The following is a 16168-nucleotide window of genomic DNA, read 5'->3' as shown; positions in this document are numbered from 1 at the left end:
ACCCGCCATCCCTGTGGAAAGGGATGGCGGGTTTTTTGGTGTTTGTGGGTTCAGTCGTTCAGTTCGGAATCCATCCCTCACCCTAACCCTCTCCCAGAGGGAGAGGGGACTGACCGTGCGTGGCTCAAGTTATGAAACACACTCAAAAACCTGAGTTTCACGCGATTTTTCAGGTCGATGTAACTCGACCAAACATCTTGGGCCGGTAAATAAATGCGTCCCCTTTTCCTCTGATTGGTTTATCTCGTGGGGGTCTTACTTCATGCACATCGTTTGGTAAAGGGGCCAGGTTGGGTTGGTATGGACAGGGTGGTGCATCTGGATGTCCCCTGCCGGTTGGTATGCTACGAAAATGGTCGTTGCGCTCGCTTGGTAGTTCGGTATCAACACGTCTCCTACCCAACTAACCCATGCCTCCCCACGCCTCCTGGCGTAGCGTGTGTCGAGATCGATCCTCGCCCAGTTATCTAAGGCCATTGCCCCCTGAGCTATCCGCCACTGCAGCGCGGCTGCCCCGGTTATAAGGGAGGAGTTTATGATTAGGCGACGGACGTTAGATGCAACCACTTCGAAACTCCCTGTACGATTTAACTGGTCGGAGACGGTGATTGTTGTAGTACCGTTCCCCTCGCTGCGCACCCGTCCTTTCGGGTCCACTGAGGCGATTGCGCGATTCGCTGACGTGTAGGTGTATGGGGGCGCGCCGCTCGTGGGGATCCGATCCGCAAAGGTACCCACGGGGTCTGCGCCGGTGTAGGTCCATGGAAGGCTTGTGCCTTGGATGGATATGCAGGCGCCGGATAGAACGAGGCGGGACTGGTCGAGAGTGAAAGGCGTGGCGACGGTAAAGGTCCGCGCCTTAGACACCGGACCCGTTCCATAAAGGGCTTTGGCGGTGATGCTATGAGGCGCCATGCTCAACCCTGATACGGGCAGCGTCCAGATCCCGGTGATCAGGTCAGCCATGGGCTGGCCTTTGGAGTCGATGCCGTCGAGCACATCAACCAGCTGACCTTTGCTGGCGGTACCGGTCAGGGTGATCGCGGTTTCCACGGTGATGCCACCGTTGGGAATCTCGACACCGCTTGGAGAGCCTTTGACCGAGCTGATGGTCGGCGCCACGGCGGCAATTGGTTTGACCGTCAACGCCAATGATTCCGATGACGCGACTCTCTTTCCGCCACGATTCAAGTTCCAGAACAGCTCAAGCTTCGTGTCCTGACGGGCGACAAGAAACTCCCGGCTCAGCACAAAGTTGGCGCGCTTGTTCTGGTTCAGAGGAATAAGCGGAAAAGGTTCGGAGCCGGCCGGCGCATTCATTTCCACCAGTCTCGCTCTATCTGCCGCAATCGCCGCCAGGAATTCGACCCGCACCGTCGGAAGATCACCCAACGGATCGATCGGATTGGCGGCAGGTTTCACCAGAAACGGTGGCTCCAGTAAAATTTGCGCCGCATCGCCAAACATCAATTGCAGCAATTGCGAAAACACCTCTACCTCACCCGGGTTGGTAACTGTGCATTGCACGGTCAAAGGGGTGCTGGCGTAGGGGGCGATGTATTTGGCGGGTACCTGGAAGATGACCGTTTGTTTTGGATCGGTGACGATCAGTTGGAAAATGAACAGCGTCACAATCCCGTCCTGATCGGTGGTTTGCCATTTAAGCTTGACGTTCGCGCCTTTTTTCAAGGGCCCGTATTCTGCGACCTTCACGGTGGCCACGGGGGTGTCGACCGGCAGTTTGTTGTCTACCAGCGGATCGACAATCGGCAGGCCCAGTGGCAAGGACGTGCCAGTGAAGGTGGCATCGGCGGGTTTCGAGCGCTGGGTCTTGCCTGCTTTGGTCACCGTATAGGAGGCCCGCGCCGAACCCCCAATCAGGTTGCGTACCCACTCGTTCAACACCGGAAAGTCCACTGTTCTGCTCGCTGCAGCCAGCGTCACGCTGAAGGAGTGGGTGACGGGGTCGCCTCCTTTGGTGAGCCCTTCCAGGGTTAGCTCAATCAGATCATTTTTTGCAAATACCCCGGTGACCAGGATCACCATGGCACCGCCCGCGAGCCCATCGTGATTCACCACATTGTCGGGATCGGCCTGTTCAAAAATCGGAGCGGTCAGCAACACCATGCCGGGTTTGAACGTGAGGATGAGCGCATCCGACCAGCCGCTGGAGTTTTCCACCACGTCGAACACTTCCCAGCGCACCACCAGGCTGTTGGTGGGCTTCAGAGTGGCGAGCATTTCCGGCGTCAGCTCAAAGACAATGTCACCTAACGCGGTGACGCTGATCTCCCGGAGCAGAGATCCGAAGGCAAGCACCACCACGTCACCGATGGACTGATTGAAATACTCCGGCACGGTCACGAACATGCCGTCATCGATCACTGTCTGATCGACGACGCTTTCCGAGGCGATGGGCAATTTGAGGCCCTGGTTGAATGGTTTTCCGCCGTCGGTGTCCGCTTCTCCCGGCGCTGGGTGCTTGTAAAACATCGGAACAGGCGGCGATCCTTCGGTGCCGTTTCCGCTCACGCGCTCAACCTCGAACCAGAAGGGCTTGTTCTCGGATTGCAGAAACCTGGCTTCCATGTTTTTGGCGGAAATATAGAAGGGAATGTTTTTCGCTTTCCCTTCAGCATCGAAATGCGCTTCGGTGACCGGGAATTCGGCGACGGGAGCATTTGTTGTCGCGATGAAAACCTTGATGTTGTCGCCTATGGACATGTTCAGGTAGGCCAGGATGTAGACCAGCAACCCGTCACGGTCGCCGTGCACCATGTTTATGTTGATCCCCAAGGCACCGTCGCTTTGCGGTTTGAAACCAGGGGGATAGGGTGGGGTGACGGCCAACACACCGATGCCGCGATCGGGCGGGAACACAACGACTTGTTGGTTGGAGTCCGGGGCAGCGTTTGTCATTGGGCTGTTCATGAATGTGTACCTTCCATAAGAGGCGCCCGGCTTCCCGAATGGGCGGCACCGATACGGTTGGATTAGATAACGCGCTCCAGCCTCTGCCTACTGTCATATATGACAGGTAAATCCACGTTTAAGACGAACGGTCATACCGCTTACATCGGCTCCGGCGGCCCAATCAACCGCCCCATCACCCCAAACAATCCCAGCTCCCGGATCACCTCCAGCTCTCCTTTGGTCTCGACCATCTCCGCAATCAACGGCAAATCAATGCTGTTGGTCGCCCGAAAAATAGCCTCGATGAACAGCTTTTTATCACTCTGCTCATCAATGTGACGGATGTACGCACCATCGATTTTCAAGTAAGCCAGCCCCAGTTGAGTCAGGTTGCCGATCTGGCCGAAGCTGCCGCCGAAATGCTGCAGGCCGATGCGGTAACCGGTGTTGAGCAGGCTGTGGCTCAGGCGTTGCAGTTCTTCCTGAGGGGGCAGTTGGCGTTCGTCGATTTCCAGAATCAGCAGCGGCGCGAGTTCGGGTAGCGATTCGAGCATGTCGAGGATGTGTTGCAGCTGCGCTGGATCGCGCAGGGTGCTGCCGGACAGGCTTAACGCCAGGGGCCAACGATTGACGATGAGGTAGTCGAGGGTGGCTTCGAGCATGGCCAGGTCGAACCGCGCCGACCAGCCGAGTCGCTCGATCCACGGCAGGAAGTGCCCGGCGGCAATGGCCTCGCCCTGTGGGTCGAGCAGGCGCGCGAGGACTTTGTGATGCAGCACCTGACTGGTGTCGGCGCATTGCACCACTGGCTGGAAATACAACTGCATCTTGCCTTGGTTCAGGGCGTCGTCGATCCAGGTTTGCCAGTCGGTTTGGGACGGGTTCGGCGCGGTGATGGAATCGGCCAAGTGGACCCACGGGCGCTCGGGATGTTGCCCGGCTTCGGTCAGCGCCTGATCCAGTCGCAGCAGCACGTCACTGGCCGGCTCACCGGGGTGGTAAGGGACGATCCCCAAATGCGCCACGGGCATGGAGTCACTGGCGCCGGTCAGGCGCAGGTTTTCCAGGGTGGCGCTGATTTCGCAGGCCAGGCGTGCGGCGTCGGTGCTGTCCAGCCCTGGTGTCAGCAGGCTGAATTCACCGCCGCGATTGCGCGCTGCAAGCCAGGTGCGACGTTCCGGTGGCTGGGTCAGACGCTTGAGCAATTCACCGACGGCGCTGATCAGCGCATCGGTGCGCTGGCCGCCCAAGCGTTGGTTGAGACCGACCAGATCGTTGATCCGCAGCATCAGCAAATGGCCGTCGCTGCTCTGCTCGGAGACCAGCAACTCGTCGGCCAACGCTTCATCCAGCAAGCGTCGATTGGCCAGGCCTGTAAGGCTGTCCTGATAGGACTCGGCCCGCAGTTTTTCACTGCGTGCGACCTCTTCGGCGAACAGCGCCTTGAGCTTCTCGACCATCTGGTTCATGGCCAATACCACGCGTTTCAACTCCGGTGTGCGCGGCAGTTTCGGCAGGCTGAGGAACTCGCGTTTGCTGATGGCTTCGGCTTGTTTGACCATCGTGTCGAGTGGACGAAATTGCCGGCGCAGCAACCAGCCACCAAACACGGCACTGAGCAGGCCGCACACCAGCAACCAGATCAGGCTGCCGAGGGTGCTGTCCCAGAGTTTGGCCAGGGCGAACTGCGGATTGCTCAACACTTCGACCCGTGCCGCCTGCACCCAGCCGCGCATGATCAGCGCTTCGCCACCGGGTGGGTGCAGGTTGACCAGGTTTACAAACCAGGCGGGAACGCCGTCGATTTGCCCCGGCGCACTGCGCTCCACCAGCACCTGCGCATCCTCGATGTTGATGATTCGAATACTGCTGAAATAACCGCTGTCGAAAATCGAGCTGACCATCAATTCGATCATAGCCGGGTCATCGATTTGCGCCGTCAATGACAAACCCAACGCGGTGGCGGCGTCCTGGGCGTGGGAGCGCAACTGGCCGAGCATCTGGTCGCGAGAGCTTTCCAGGCTGACAAAAAAACTGCCGCTGAACGCCACCAGCAAGAACAGGCAGATGGCGAGAAACAACTGTTTACGCAGTGACATAAATCGCTCCTTGCTCAGGTGGCTAGCCGTCGCCCACGGCGAACCCTTCGGCCTGCATCTTTTTTAGTACGTCCTGCCAGCGCGACAGTTTTTTCGAGTCGCTGCTGCGTTTGCCGCCATTGGCTCCCAGCAAGTACAGGCCTTCTGCGTTGAAGGCGTACACCGGCAGCAAGTCTTTGCGTTGGGAGGCGGGGCGGACCTCGCCGATCAAGTTGTCCAGCACCAGCGGATCGGCCGTGGGGCTGTTGTAGAAAGTCAGCACCATGTGCGCCTGGTTCTGGGTCAGGGCTTTCACGTAGGTGACGCGCAGTTTTTCGCTGGGAATTCCCAGGTAGCGCAGGCTGAAATATTTCGCCAGTGCGTAGTCCTCGCAATCAGCGGCACCCTTGATCAGGGATTCGACGGGCGTGGCCCAGTAATCGGTCTGATGCCAGATGCGGGTGTCGTCCAGAAAGCTCAGTTGCTGATTGAAGAAGCGATTGACTGCGTTCAGTTGCTCGCGCTCGGGGGCGTTGACTTCGCTTTGCAGCATCTGACTCCAGGCCTCGATCCTTCCCCGTCCCGGGCCGAGGGCGCCGTAGCGATCTTCGGCGGTTTGCAGAATCTGCGTAAAACTCCAGTTGGCCCCGACACTGCCCAGCCCGGCCAACAGAAAAGTGATCAGCAACAGCCATCCGCCGAGCCGAAGTCGGAGCGTTGACCATCCTGGACTACGCGGACTGCGGGACATGTCTGGCCGCTCGGGTGCAGATGCCTGAAGTCTAGGCGGTGTTTTCAGCCAGGCAGGACAAATCGTCGGGCGATGGGACGTTGGCAGGTTGCTTTTGTGGCGAGGGGACTTGTCCCCGTTCGGCTGCGCAGCAGTCGTAAATCCAGCAAGCGCGGTGTGTCAGGGGTAAACGGGTTGCAGGGTTTGGGGTCGCTTCGCAACCCAGCGGGGCGGTGCGGCGTTCCGACAAGTCCCCTCGCCACAAAAGCCCTTGTACCCCAGGGCTCAGGGCTTTTTCAGGGTTTTCTGTTTGAGGATGTAGAGGGTCACCAGCACGGCGCTGGTCAGCATGAACCCCCGCGCCCACGGCAGGGGCACCAGATAGCAGGAGAGCAGGATGCTCGCCCACATCAGGCCAATGGCGTAGACCTTGCCTTTGAGTGGAATGCCGTTGCCGCTCAGGTAATCGCGAACCCATGGCCCAAGCCGCGGATGTTCAACCAGCCAATGATAAAAGCGCGGCGAACTGCGGGCGAAGCAGGCGGCCGCCAGCAGCAGGAAGGGCGTGGTGGGCAACACCGGCAGGAAAATCCCGATCACCCCCAGCGCTACGCTCAGCCAGCCGATGGCCAGCAGCACGTAACGCAACATCAGGGAGCGGTTGCCTATGGGGTTGTCCATAGGCAAAACCTTAGTGGTGACGAGGCTTGAGGATCGCCGGTTTTTCGTCTGGCGCCTGGCACAGCAGGTACAGCGCGGTCAGGGCTTCCGGGATCTGCACGATCATGTCGTCCATCAGGTTGGCGTCTTTGGCGATGTCTTCGAACTCAGGCTGTTCGTCGAACAGACCCGAACCGACCATGATCGGCAGCAACATTTCGCTGACTTCGTCTTCGGCGGTTTCGAACCAGGCCGCTTCGCGCAGGAACACGCCTTCCATGAAACCGATGCACCAGCCGCGCAGGTCGGAATCGTCCGGCTCTTCGCCCAGGTCCAGGTCGCAGGGCAGCTCGAACTCTTCATCGGACGCCAGTTGGCGAGCGATGTGAGCCTTGAGGGCCAACAGGGTGGATTCGATCGCTTCACGCTCGGTGTCGTCGGCGTAATGCGGTTCTTCGGCGAAGAGGGCGTCGATCCATTCACGGTCGGGAACGGTTTCGGAACAGATCGACAGCGCAGTGAGGTAGCCGTGGGCGGCCACGTAGTCCAGCGCCTCGTCATGCAGTTCGTCGGCGTCGAGGAAGACTTGCAGGCGGGTTAGTTGCTCAGCGAAGGACATTAAAGGGCTACCTTGGGAATTAAACAGATGCGGGAATTCTAGGCCTTCTTGAGCACTTGGGCCAGCCGCGCGGGATATATGGCCCCATGCAGGAGTATGGAACACCGCAATCCCTGTGGGAGCGAGCTTGCTCGCGATGGCGGCGTTACATTCAATATCAATGTTGACTGGTCTGCCGCTATCGTCGGAACGCCGCCCGGACCAAGCTCGCTCCCACAGGTTTTGTGTTGCATCGCATTCGTGTGTCTTATCAGCGGCACCCTGTGAAGAGGAGGCGTCGGGTATACTCGCGCGTTTTGTGATGCCCTGCTGGCGTCGCGGCTGAAATGTGAAGCGTCATGCAATGCGCACTTACGATTTGTCGGTGCAGCCTTCGTGGTTCTGAACCAGCCTTGCAGGGATGTTTTTGTGATATTTGGAGTTTCTATGCTCGAACAGGCTCAACGCGTCCTCAAGGACATCTTCGGCTACGACAGTTTCCGTGGCCGTCAGGGTGCAATCATTGAGCGCGTGGCCAGTGGCGGCGACGCCCTGGTACTGATGCCTACCGGTGGCGGCAAGTCCTTGTGCTTCCAGGTGCCGGCGCTGTTGCGCGAAGGCCTTGCGGTGGTGGTGTCGCCGCTGATCGCTCTGATGGACGATCAGGTTGCGACCCTCGAGGAGCTCGGAGTCGCTGCCGCTGCATTGAATTCCACGCTCAGCGCCGAGCAGCAGCGCGATCTGGCGGCACGGATCAAGCGCGGTGAAGTGAAAATGCTTTATCTCGCGCCTGAGCGTCTGGTTCAGCCACGGATGCTGGCTTTCCTGCAAAGTCTTGAAATTTCCCTGTTCGCCATCGACGAAGCCCACTGCGTATCCCAATGGGGCCACGACTTCCGCCGCGAATACCTGCAATTGGGCCAGTTGGCGGAATTGTTCCCCAACGTCCCGCGTATCGCCCTGACCGCGACCGCCGACAAGCGTACCCGAGAAGAAATCGTCGACCGCCTTCATCTTCAGGATGCCGAGCGCTTCCTGTCGAGTTTCGACCGCCCCAACATCTTCTATCGCATCGTGCCCAAAGAGCAGCCGCGCAAGCAGTTGCTGGCGTTCCTCGCCGAGCGGCGCAGCGATGCCGGTATTGTCTATTGCCTGTCGCGCAAGAAAGTCGACGAAGTGGCGGTGTTTCTCAGCGAACAAGGCTTCCCGGCGCTGCCGTACCACGCCGGTCTGCCCAACGATACCCGGGCTCACCACCAGAAGCGCTTCCTCAACGAGGAAGGCCTGATCATGGTCGCCACCGTGGCGTTCGGCATGGGCATCGACAAGCCCAACGTGCGCTTTGTCGCTCACCTCGACTTGCCAAAATCCCTTGAGGCGTACTACCAGGAAACCGGGCGCGGCGGCCGTGACGGTCTGCCGGCAGACGCCTGGATGGCCTACGGCCTGCAGGACGTGGTGATGCTCAAGCAGATGTTGCAGAACTCCGAGGGCGACGAGCGCCACAAGCGCCTGGAGCAGCACAAGCTCGATGCCATGCTCTCGCTCTGCGAAGAAACCCGCTGCCGTCGCCAGACACTGTTGGCTTATTTCGACGAAGACATGCCCGAGCCGTGCGGCCATTGCGACAACTGCGTCGATGGCGTCCAGACCTGGGACGCTACCGAGCCGGCGCGTCAGGCGCTCTCGGCGATCTACCGCACCGGCCAGCGCTATGGCGTCGGGCATTTGGTCGATGTATTGCTGGGCAAGGACAACGAAAAGGTCCGCAGCTTCGGCCATCAACATCTGTCGGTATTTGGTGTAGGCAAGGCAATGGGGGAGAGCGAATGGCGCTCCCTGTTCCGTCAGCTGGTTGCCCGCGGTCTGGCGGACATCGACCTGGAAGGCTACGGCGGCCTGCGCCTGAGCGACACCTGTCGACCGCTGCTCAAGGGCGAAGTAACCCTGGAGCTGCGTCGCGATCTCAAGCCGCAAACCACGGCCAAAAGCAGCAAGAGCCAGGCGAGCCAACTGGTTCGCGGTGAAGAGCGCGAACAGTGGGAAGCCTTGCGCGCCCTGCGTCGAAAACTCGCCGAAGAGCATGGCGTGCCGCCGTACGTCATCTTCCCCGACTCGACACTGCTGGAAATGCTCCGCAGCCAACCGACCTCGCTGTCGGAAATGGCCACGGTCAGCGGCGTCGGCGCGCGCAAGCTGGAGCGTTACGGCGAGGCCTTCCTCGAAGTCCTCGGCGGGCAAGTCGAGGCGCCGAAAGTGGTGGCCGACCTGCGCCACGAACTGATCACCCTGGCCCGCGCCGGCATGACACCGTTGCAGATCGCCGGTCAGCTGCAATGCTCGGAAAAGAACGTCTACACCCTACTCGCCGAAGCGATTGGCAAGCAGCAGTTGTCGCTGGAGCAAGCGCTGGATTTGCCCGAAGAGTTGATGGGTGAAATCCAGGACGCGTTCCTCGACGGCGAGGGCGAATTGCCGCCCGTGTCGGAGATTGCCGCACTGTTTGCCGGGAGAGTGCCGGAAGGCGTTTTGTACTGTGTTCGGGCGGCGCTGCAATCCGAATTCGAGATTTAGGTGACCTGCCACATAGATGTAACGATTCAGTACAGAGCAAGCCTTGCCTCTGGCCAAGGGTCATGCTTAGCTGACTAATAATTAGTTTTTCTTTATTTCAGTCTAATCATGAGTGTTTTATGCCGTTAACCGACCAACACCGCTTTGGCATGCAACTGGCCCAGATGTCGCGCGGCTGGCGTGCCGAACTGGACCGCCGTCTGGCAGGCCTGGGTCTGTCTCAGGCGCGCTGGCTTGTGCTGCTGCACCTGGCGCGTTTTGAAGAAGCCCCGACCCAACGTGAACTGGCGCAGAGCGTCGGCGTTGAAGGGCCGACCCTGGCTCGTCTGCTCGACAGCCTCGAAAGCCAGGGACTGGTGCAACGTCAATCGGTGCTGGAAGACCGCCGGGCGAAGAAAATCGTCCTCTGTGCCCCGGCCCTTCCCTTGATCGAACAAATTGAAACCATTGCGACCCAGCTGCGCCACGAATTGTTCGACGGCGTCGATGAGGCGGACTTGAAGGTCTGCATGCGTGTCCACGGGCACATTCTGGCCAACCTGGAAAAATCTTGAGGCATAAACGCACCCAGGACTTTTGAGATACCCCGTTGGGCAGACTATAAAGAACTACTTGGCAATATCGTGTTCGTACCGGATGTGCGAACGCGTACAAGATGGTTCTGGTTATCTAAGGGATGCTCATGCTCGAGAGTTGGCACATGGTTTTGCGGTGTTGCGCCAGGCTGCTTCTGGTCGGTGGTGCTGTCACTTACTCGGCATTGGCGCCCGCGTTGGGCTTGGGTGATATCACCCTGCATTCGGCGCTGAATCAGCCGTTGCGCGCCGACATCGCACTCGAAGATGCCGCAGGTCTGGAGGAGGGCGAGCTCTCGGTCAGCTTGGCGACAGCGGACGAGTTCAGCCGCGCCGGCATCGATCGGGTGTTCTTCCTCAATAATCTGAAATTCACGCCGATCATGCGCGGCAACCGCAGCCTGATCCGGGTGAGCTCCAGCAAACCGGTCAATGAACCTTTCCTGAATTTCCTGGTGCAGCTCAATCAACCCAACGGGCGTGTGCTGCGCGAATACACGGTGCTGATCGATCCGCCGGGTTCACCGGGGATTGTTCCCGTCACTGACGAACCGGTGACCGACGTTCAGTCCTCCGGATTCCCGACGGTTGAGCCGGCCGTTGCGCAGCCACCTGCGGCGAAAAGCAAAAAGTCGCCACCCCTTCCTGCCGCCGCGCCTGTGAGTGATCCCGTTGCCGAACAACTGGCCGCCAGCGTGCTGCAAAACCAGCAGCTGCAAGCAACCATCGATGCATTGAATGCGAAGCTCCAGGCCCAGGAGGAGCAGGTCGCCGGCCAGAAAAAGCAGGTGACTGAACTGCAAACCCAATTGGCGGAAATCAAAACAGCAGCGGTGGAGCCGGTTGCACCCGCCGTTGTGGCTCCCGTGCCGGCCATTGTTGAAGAGCCTGAGGCCGCCAACTGGGGGTTGATTTTCGGGTTGCTGGCGGTGGTGGCTCTGGTGTTGCTGGGGTTGTTCGTTCGGCGTCAACGACAACAGGTTCAGGCATTGCCCGACGCTTTACCTGTTTTGCCGTCACGGCATGAACCGGCGCTCAATCGCACTGCAGAACCGGTAGCCCAATCGTCAGAGTTGCAACCGGTAACTGAATCGGGTGAAGAGTCGCCCGCAGGCGATGTGCTTGAGGGGGTGGGTCTCTATCTGGCCTATGGCCGTTTTTCCGAAGCGGCCGGTTTGTTGCGAGAGGCGCTGATCAAGGCACCGCAGCGCACGGATCTGGCCGTTCAGCTGTTGGAAGTCTTGGGTAAACAGGGTGACATCCCCGGCTACGAAGCACAGGAAAACAACCTGCGTGACGCGGGATACGACCTGCAAAAACTTCAGAATATTCGCGCCCGACACCCGAAATTGAGCAGTGCGGTAGCGTTGACCGTCGCAGCGTCAATCATTCCCCCCAAGGCTGCGATTGCCGAAGCAACACCCAACGATGAGTTCCAGTTGAACCTGGATGACCTGTCGATGGATTCGAGTTGGGACCTGATCAGCCCTTTTGAACACTCGCCGTCCGCCGCGAAGCCATCGAGCGAATCCGCGCCGGTCGAGCCGCCGTTTATCTCGAACCTGCACGTCTTGCCCGAGGTGTTTGAAATGCCTGACGTGTCGACGCTGGACGAGCCCGAACTTGAATGGGTCGCCGAGCCTGATTCGCAGTCTCTGGATGACGCCTTTCTCAACGAGTTCAGTGATCCCGGCCAGTCGCTGGAACTGGAACCGCTGAACCTGGAACCGGCCGAGCCGAGCAGCGCCGACAAACTCGAACAAGCCCAGACCTGCATTGATGATGGCGATGTGGACAGCGCCATCGAACTGCTCAACGAGTTGCTCAAAGAAGGTAACGAGCCGCTTAAGCAGACCGCCCGGAACCTGCTCGCCGGGCTATCATAGCGGCGCCCTCTGGCTCAGGAGTTTCGCCGATCATGACTGCACGCAAACCGGAAATCATCATCACGTATTGCACGCAATGCCAGTGGCTGTTGCGTGCTGCCTGGCTGGCCCAGGAACTGCTCAGCACCTTCGGTGACGATCTGGGCAAAGTGTCGCTGGTGCCCGGCACCGGTGGGGTGTTTCACATTTTCTGTGACGATGTGCAGATTTGGGAGCGCAAGGCTGATGGCGGTTTCCCGGAGGCCAAAGTGCTGAAGCAGCGGGTCCGCGATCAAATTGATCCGGACCGCGACCTGGGGCACAACGACCGCACTCAGTGAGAGGCGGCTTCTGCCGCAACGGTCTTCTTGCTTGAACCACCCGAGAGTCGGCTGGAGACTACGATCGCCACGATGATCAACGCGCCACCGATCAGCATGCGCAGTGTCGGGTTTTCATCAAACAGCAGCCAGGCCACGGTGATGCCGTAAACCGGCTCCATGGCGAACACCACGGCCGCGGTCCGCGCCTTGATCACTGCCAGGCTGGCAACAAACAGACTGTGAGCGACGCCAGTGCAGAACACCCCGAGCAATCCGATCCACAACCAGTCGATAGCGCGCACTTCGCTCAACTGCGGTGCCGCCACTGGCAGCAGGCACAACGCGACCACCACGTTCTGACACAGCGCAGCCTGCACCGCCGGGATTCGCCCGGAGCTGGCGCGGTTGGTCAGCGATAGCAGAGAGAACAGCAAACCTGAGCCCACCGCCCACAGCAGACCCATTGTGGCGCCGCTGGCCAGATCGAAATCAGGGGTGACCAACACCAGCCCGACACTGACCAGCACCACCAGCAGGATTTCGTTGGCGCGAATTCGCTCGCGGAAGATCAACCCTTCAAGGATCACGGTAAACGCCGGGAAGCTGGCGAAACCCAGGGTCGCGATTGCCACGCCTGCGACTTTCACTGCAATGAAAAAACTCACCCAGTGTCCGGCCAGCAGTACACCGCTGAGCAACAGTCGGCGCCAGTCCACAGCCTCGAGTTTCTGCCAGCGAGTAGTGCTGGCGAACCGCGCAAAAACGGCTAACGCCAGCACGGCGAACGCGGCACGACCAAAAACGATAATGGCGGGGGAAGCCGCAGCAAGTTTGCCGAACACACCGGTCAAGCCGAACATCAGTGCGCCGATATGCAGGGCGCCAAGGGCGGTACGGGGAGTCATTGCAATCCTTGAAAAACGAGACCTGTAGGAGCTGCCGAAGGCTGCGATCTTTTGATCTTAATCTTTAGCGACCTCGAAAAAGATCCAGAATCAAGATCAAAAGATCGCAGCCTTTGGCAGCTCCTACATTTAATCCTGCCAAGCCGGCTACGTCTGTCGGCAAACTATTGCCTTTTGTCGCCAACCTCGCGCCGCAATTTGCCGGGTGAGGCACCGAACTCCCGCAACACCGCCGCCGCGAAGGCGCTCTGCGAACTGTAACCGACCCGACTGGCAATCTCGCCGATCGGCAGCGCCGAATCCCGCAACAAGCCCACGGCCATGTGCAAACGTCGACTGCGGATGTAATCCATCGGCGTCTGCCCGCATTCAGCAACGAACCGTGCATGCAGCCGAGCGCTGGACAGACCGGCGATGCGCGCCAGATCGGCGACTTGAAGTGGGTAGGCTGCGCACTGATCGATGTGCGCATTCAGCGCCGCATAAGGCAGGCGCCGACCGCCGACGATCTCGGGTTTGGCGTTGTTGAGGCTGGCCAGCAACAACACCGCGCCTTGTTGCGCGATCAGTGGATCGCTGACCTGACTGCCCGCCAACCAACTGACCAATTGGCTTTGCCCGGCATCCAGCGGCAGGCGACCGGCGTTGTCGAGTAAACGACGACTGGCTTCGGCGTGATCACCCAGGGACTGAGAAACCCATTGGTCGCTGGGCACATCCAGCACCAGGCAACGGCTGCCATTGGCGCTACCGCAGGCATGATGGAAACCGGACGGCACCACCACGAAACTCTGCTGAACCACCTGACTGCCACGCCCGTCGACCTCGAAATCCAACGCACCCGACAGCCCGAACACCAGTTGCGCGTGGTCGTGGCTGTGGACGATCAGGTCATGAGTGTATTGGCGTAGCGTGAGGATCGGTCTCATCGCAGGTCTCCCGGGCAAGGCTGCCAGTCTACACCGAGGGCAATCGTGGGGCGCTGTCACAGGACTGACTCGCCACTGTCATGGGCAATTAACCCGACCGGCGCAAAGTTGCAAAAACTTTTGCAGAGGGTTGCCCATGACCAGCGCCGAGCTCGCCAAACCCAGCCGTAAGCAACGTGTGCGGACGTTGTGGATTTCCGATGTGCATCTGGGCACCCGGGATTGCCAGGCCGAACACCTGTCGCAGTTTCTCAAGGGCTACCACGCGGACAAGATTTACCTGGTCGGCGACATCATCGACGGCTGGAAATTGCGCAGCGGCATGTACTGGCCCCAGGCGCACACGAATGTGATCCGCCGCCTGCTGACCATGAGCAAGCGCGGTACCGAGGTGATCTACGTCACCGGCAACCACGACGAATTCCTGCGCCGCTATTCGAAGCTGATTCTGGGCAATATCCAATTGGTGGATGAAGCGGTGCACGTGACCGCCGATGGCCGCCATCTGCTGGTGATCCACGGCGATCAATTCGATGTGATCACGCGGTATCACCGCTGGCTGGCCTTTCTCGGCGACTCGGCCTACGAATTCACCCTGACCCTCAATCGCTGGCTCAACCATTGGCGCGCACGCTATGGCTACGGTTACTGGTCGTTGTCTGCCTACCTCAAGCACAAGGTCAAAACCGCGGTCAGTTTCATCAGCGATTTCGAAGAAGCTATCGCTCACGAATGCGTCAAGCGCGAGTTGCACGGCGTGGTGTGCGGGCACATTCACCATGCCGAGATTCGCAAGGTCGGCGGGGTGGATTACCTTAATTGCGGGGATTGGGTGGAGTCGTGCACAGCGCTGATCGAGCATTGGGACGGATCGATCGAGTTGTATCGATTGGCGGATGCCCAGGCGCGGGAGGCTGAGTTGAAGTTGGTGAAAGTCGCAGAGCCGGCGTAGGCCGCAAAAAGCAAAGATCGCAGGCTTCGCCAGCTCCTACAGGGGATCGCGTTTCCATGTAGGAGCTGGCGAAGCCTGCGATCTTTTGATCTTAAGCCGGCGAATGTGCTTCCATCGCCGCCTTGTAAATCGAGTGCTTGGGCTGCGCAAACAACCGTTCCATCATCGGTTCAAAGAAGCTCAGCGGCAGCGTGTCATACGCTGGATCGAACGCCGCAGCGTCATATTTGGCACAGAACTCAATGGTCGCCTGATACTGCGGATGGCCGCTGAATTGCTCGCGCAGATGCCGGTCCATGCCCAAATGATGGAAGAAGTAGTATCCCTGGAAAATCCCGTGTTGCTCGACCATCCACAGGTTCTCGGCGCTGACGAACGGCTTGAGGATCGCTGCGGCGATGTCCGGGTGGTTGTAGGAACCCAGGGTGTCGCCAATGTCGTGAAGCAGCGCGCAGACCACGTATTCTTCATCGCGGCCATCGCGCCAGGCACGGCTGGCGGTTTGCAGGGAATGGGTCAGACGATCCACCGGGAAACCGCCAAAATCACCCGCCAGTAATTTCAGGTGCGCCACAATCCGTGTCGCCAATTGTCGCGCGTAGGCACTGAAGTCTGCGGCGATAATCGCCCAGTCTTCCTGCGTGCCGTCCTGCATGTGGGTGAAACGGGCGTTGGCATTCATCGGCTGATCTCTCTTTGCTTGTCTCTCTAAATAGCGGCTGCGCCTAGAACGGCACGCGACCCAGAATCATGTCTCGGTACATGACGAAATCACCGAGCAGGCTGTAAAACGGATGTTGAAAGGTCGCAGGACGATTCTTCTCGAAGAAGAAATGCCCGGCCCAGGCGAAGCTGTAACCCGCCAGCGGAAGGGCCCATAACAGCAGCCAGGCGCCTTTGCCGATGGTCAGGGCCAGGATGAAAATAACCAGCGTCGTGCCGATAAAGTGCAGTCGTCGGCAGGTACTGTTGCTGTGTTCGCTGAGGTAATACGGGTAGAACTCAGCGAAGCTGTTGAAACGTTTGATGTTTTCCACGACTGCGATCTCTGTGGTTATTGTTCTGA

At 59.3% G+C, this 16168-nt stretch carries 14 protein-coding genes; 5 read left to right on the top strand and 9 right to left on the bottom strand.

Annotated elements, in window-relative coordinates:
• Positions 1 to 255: 255 nt before the first annotated feature.
• The 5 genes from ACA059_RS24005 to ACA059_RS23985 form a co-directional block, all read right to left on the bottom strand.
• Positions 256 to 2931, bottom strand: coding sequence for an immunoglobulin-like domain-containing protein (locus tag ACA059_RS24005; protein ID WP_497631238.1), 2676 nt, complete (start codon positions 2929 to 2931; stop codon positions 256 to 258).
• A gap of 140 nt (positions 2932 to 3071) precedes the next feature.
• A complete protein-coding gene (gene lapD, locus ACA059_RS24000; protein ID WP_497631237.1) occupies positions 3072 to 5012 on the bottom strand; it encodes a cyclic di-GMP receptor LapD in 1941 nt (646 codons plus the stop codon).
• A gap of 22 nt (positions 5013 to 5034) precedes the next feature.
• Complete coding sequence (gene lapG / locus ACA059_RS23995; RefSeq protein ID WP_497631236.1) at positions 5035 to 5742, bottom strand: cysteine protease LapG; 708 nt, start codon at positions 5740 to 5742, stop codon at positions 5035 to 5037.
• A gap of 264 nt (positions 5743 to 6006) precedes the next feature.
• Entirely contained in the window at positions 6007 to 6402 is a 396-nt protein-coding gene (locus tag ACA059_RS23990) for a YbaN family protein (protein ID WP_497631235.1), read from the bottom strand.
• A 10-nt stretch (positions 6403 to 6412) separates the two neighbouring features.
• Complete coding sequence (locus ACA059_RS23985; RefSeq protein WP_008156162.1) at positions 6413 to 7000, bottom strand: UPF0149 family protein; 588 nt, start codon at positions 6998 to 7000, stop codon at positions 6413 to 6415.
• Positions 7001 to 7426: 426 nt separating this feature from the next.
• On the opposite strand from ACA059_RS23985, the gene recQ reads away from it, so the two are divergent.
• From recQ to ACA059_RS23965, 4 genes are all read left to right on the top strand, one after another.
• Positions 7427 to 9553: a DNA helicase RecQ gene (gene recQ, locus ACA059_RS23980; protein WP_046046447.1), complete on the top strand. Its 2127-nt coding sequence runs from the start codon at positions 7427 to 7429 to the stop codon at positions 9551 to 9553.
• A 119-nt stretch (positions 9554 to 9672) separates the two neighbouring features.
• Positions 9673 to 10107 carry a MarR family transcriptional regulator gene (locus tag ACA059_RS23975; protein WP_186621733.1) on the top strand — a complete coding sequence of 145 codons (435 nt, stop codon included), beginning with the start codon at positions 9673 to 9675 and terminating at the stop codon, positions 10105 to 10107.
• Positions 10108 to 10235: 128 nt separating this feature from the next.
• A complete protein-coding gene (locus tag ACA059_RS23970; RefSeq protein WP_497631234.1) occupies positions 10236 to 12014 on the top strand; it encodes a motility hub landmark protein FimV in 1779 nt (592 codons plus the stop codon).
• 32 nt (positions 12015 to 12046) lie between these two features.
• A complete protein-coding gene (locus ACA059_RS23965) occupies positions 12047 to 12334 on the top strand; it encodes an Rdx family protein (RefSeq protein ID WP_033055915.1) in 288 nt (95 codons plus the stop codon).
• Here the strand turns inward: ACA059_RS23965 and ACA059_RS23960 are convergent.
• Together ACA059_RS23960 and ACA059_RS23955 are read right to left on the bottom strand one after the other, a co-directional pair.
• Positions 12328 to 13221 carry a DMT family transporter gene (locus tag ACA059_RS23960; RefSeq protein WP_497631233.1) on the bottom strand — a complete coding sequence of 298 codons (894 nt, stop codon included), beginning with the start codon at positions 13219 to 13221 and terminating at the stop codon, positions 12328 to 12330. The two genes, ACA059_RS23965 and ACA059_RS23960, sit on opposite strands and share 7 nt — an antisense overlap.
• Before the next feature lie 164 nt (positions 13222 to 13385).
• Entirely contained in the window at positions 13386 to 14150 is a 765-nt protein-coding gene (locus tag ACA059_RS23955) for a helix-turn-helix transcriptional regulator (RefSeq protein WP_497631232.1), read from the bottom strand.
• Positions 14151 to 14286: 136 nt separating this feature from the next.
• Between ACA059_RS23955 and ACA059_RS23950 the strand changes: the two genes are divergently transcribed.
• Entirely contained in the window at positions 14287 to 15102 is an 816-nt protein-coding gene (locus ACA059_RS23950) for a UDP-2,3-diacylglucosamine diphosphatase (RefSeq protein WP_497631231.1), read from the top strand.
• A 91-nt stretch (positions 15103 to 15193) separates the two neighbouring features.
• Here the strand turns inward: ACA059_RS23950 and ACA059_RS23945 are convergent, their stop codons facing one another.
• Positions 15194 to 15784 (bottom strand): HD domain-containing protein, encoded by a 591-nt coding sequence (locus ACA059_RS23945; protein WP_497631230.1) that lies wholly within the window; start codon positions 15782 to 15784, stop codon positions 15194 to 15196.
• A 43-nt stretch (positions 15785 to 15827) separates the two neighbouring features.
• Entirely contained in the window at positions 15828 to 16139 is a 312-nt protein-coding gene (locus ACA059_RS23940; RefSeq protein ID WP_008156143.1) for an Mpo1-like protein, read from the bottom strand.
• Between the last annotated feature and the right edge of the window lie 29 nt (positions 16140 to 16168).

The organism is Pseudomonas sp. LBUM1647, from assembly GCF_059716175.1.
This window is presented reverse-complemented; position numbering and strand designations above follow the sequence as displayed.

Coding starts and splice junctions, on each gene's coding strand:
- ACA059_RS24005 (WP_497631238.1), bottom strand. CDS start 2,931: ATGAACAGCCCAATGACAAACGCTGCCCCGGACTCCAACCAACAAGTC.
- lapD (WP_497631237.1), bottom strand. CDS start 5,012: ATGTCACTGCGTAAACAGTTGTTTCTCGCCATCTGCCTGTTCTTGCTG.
- lapG (WP_497631236.1), bottom strand. CDS start 5,742: ATGTCCCGCAGTCCGCGTAGTCCAGGATGGTCAACGCTCCGACTTCGG.
- ACA059_RS23990 (WP_497631235.1), bottom strand. CDS start 6,402: ATGGACAACCCCATAGGCAACCGCTCCCTGATGTTGCGTTACGTGCTG.
- ACA059_RS23985 (WP_008156162.1), bottom strand. CDS start 7,000: ATGTCCTTCGCTGAGCAACTAACCCGCCTGCAAGTCTTCCTCGACGCC.
- recQ (WP_046046447.1), top strand. CDS start 7,427: ATGCTCGAACAGGCTCAACGCGTCCTCAAGGACATCTTCGGCTACGAC.
- ACA059_RS23975 (WP_186621733.1), top strand. CDS start 9,673: ATGCCGTTAACCGACCAACACCGCTTTGGCATGCAACTGGCCCAGATG.
- ACA059_RS23970 (WP_497631234.1), top strand. CDS start 10,236: ATGCTCGAGAGTTGGCACATGGTTTTGCGGTGTTGCGCCAGGCTGCTT.
- ACA059_RS23965 (WP_033055915.1), top strand. CDS start 12,047: ATGACTGCACGCAAACCGGAAATCATCATCACGTATTGCACGCAATGC.
- ACA059_RS23960 (WP_497631233.1), bottom strand. CDS start 13,221: ATGACTCCCCGTACCGCCCTTGGCGCCCTGCATATCGGCGCACTGATG.
- ACA059_RS23955 (WP_497631232.1), bottom strand. CDS start 14,150: ATGAGACCGATCCTCACGCTACGCCAATACACTCATGACCTGATCGTC.
- ACA059_RS23950 (WP_497631231.1), top strand. CDS start 14,287: ATGACCAGCGCCGAGCTCGCCAAACCCAGCCGTAAGCAACGTGTGCGG.
- ACA059_RS23945 (WP_497631230.1), bottom strand. CDS start 15,784: ATGAATGCCAACGCCCGTTTCACCCACATGCAGGACGGCACGCAGGAA.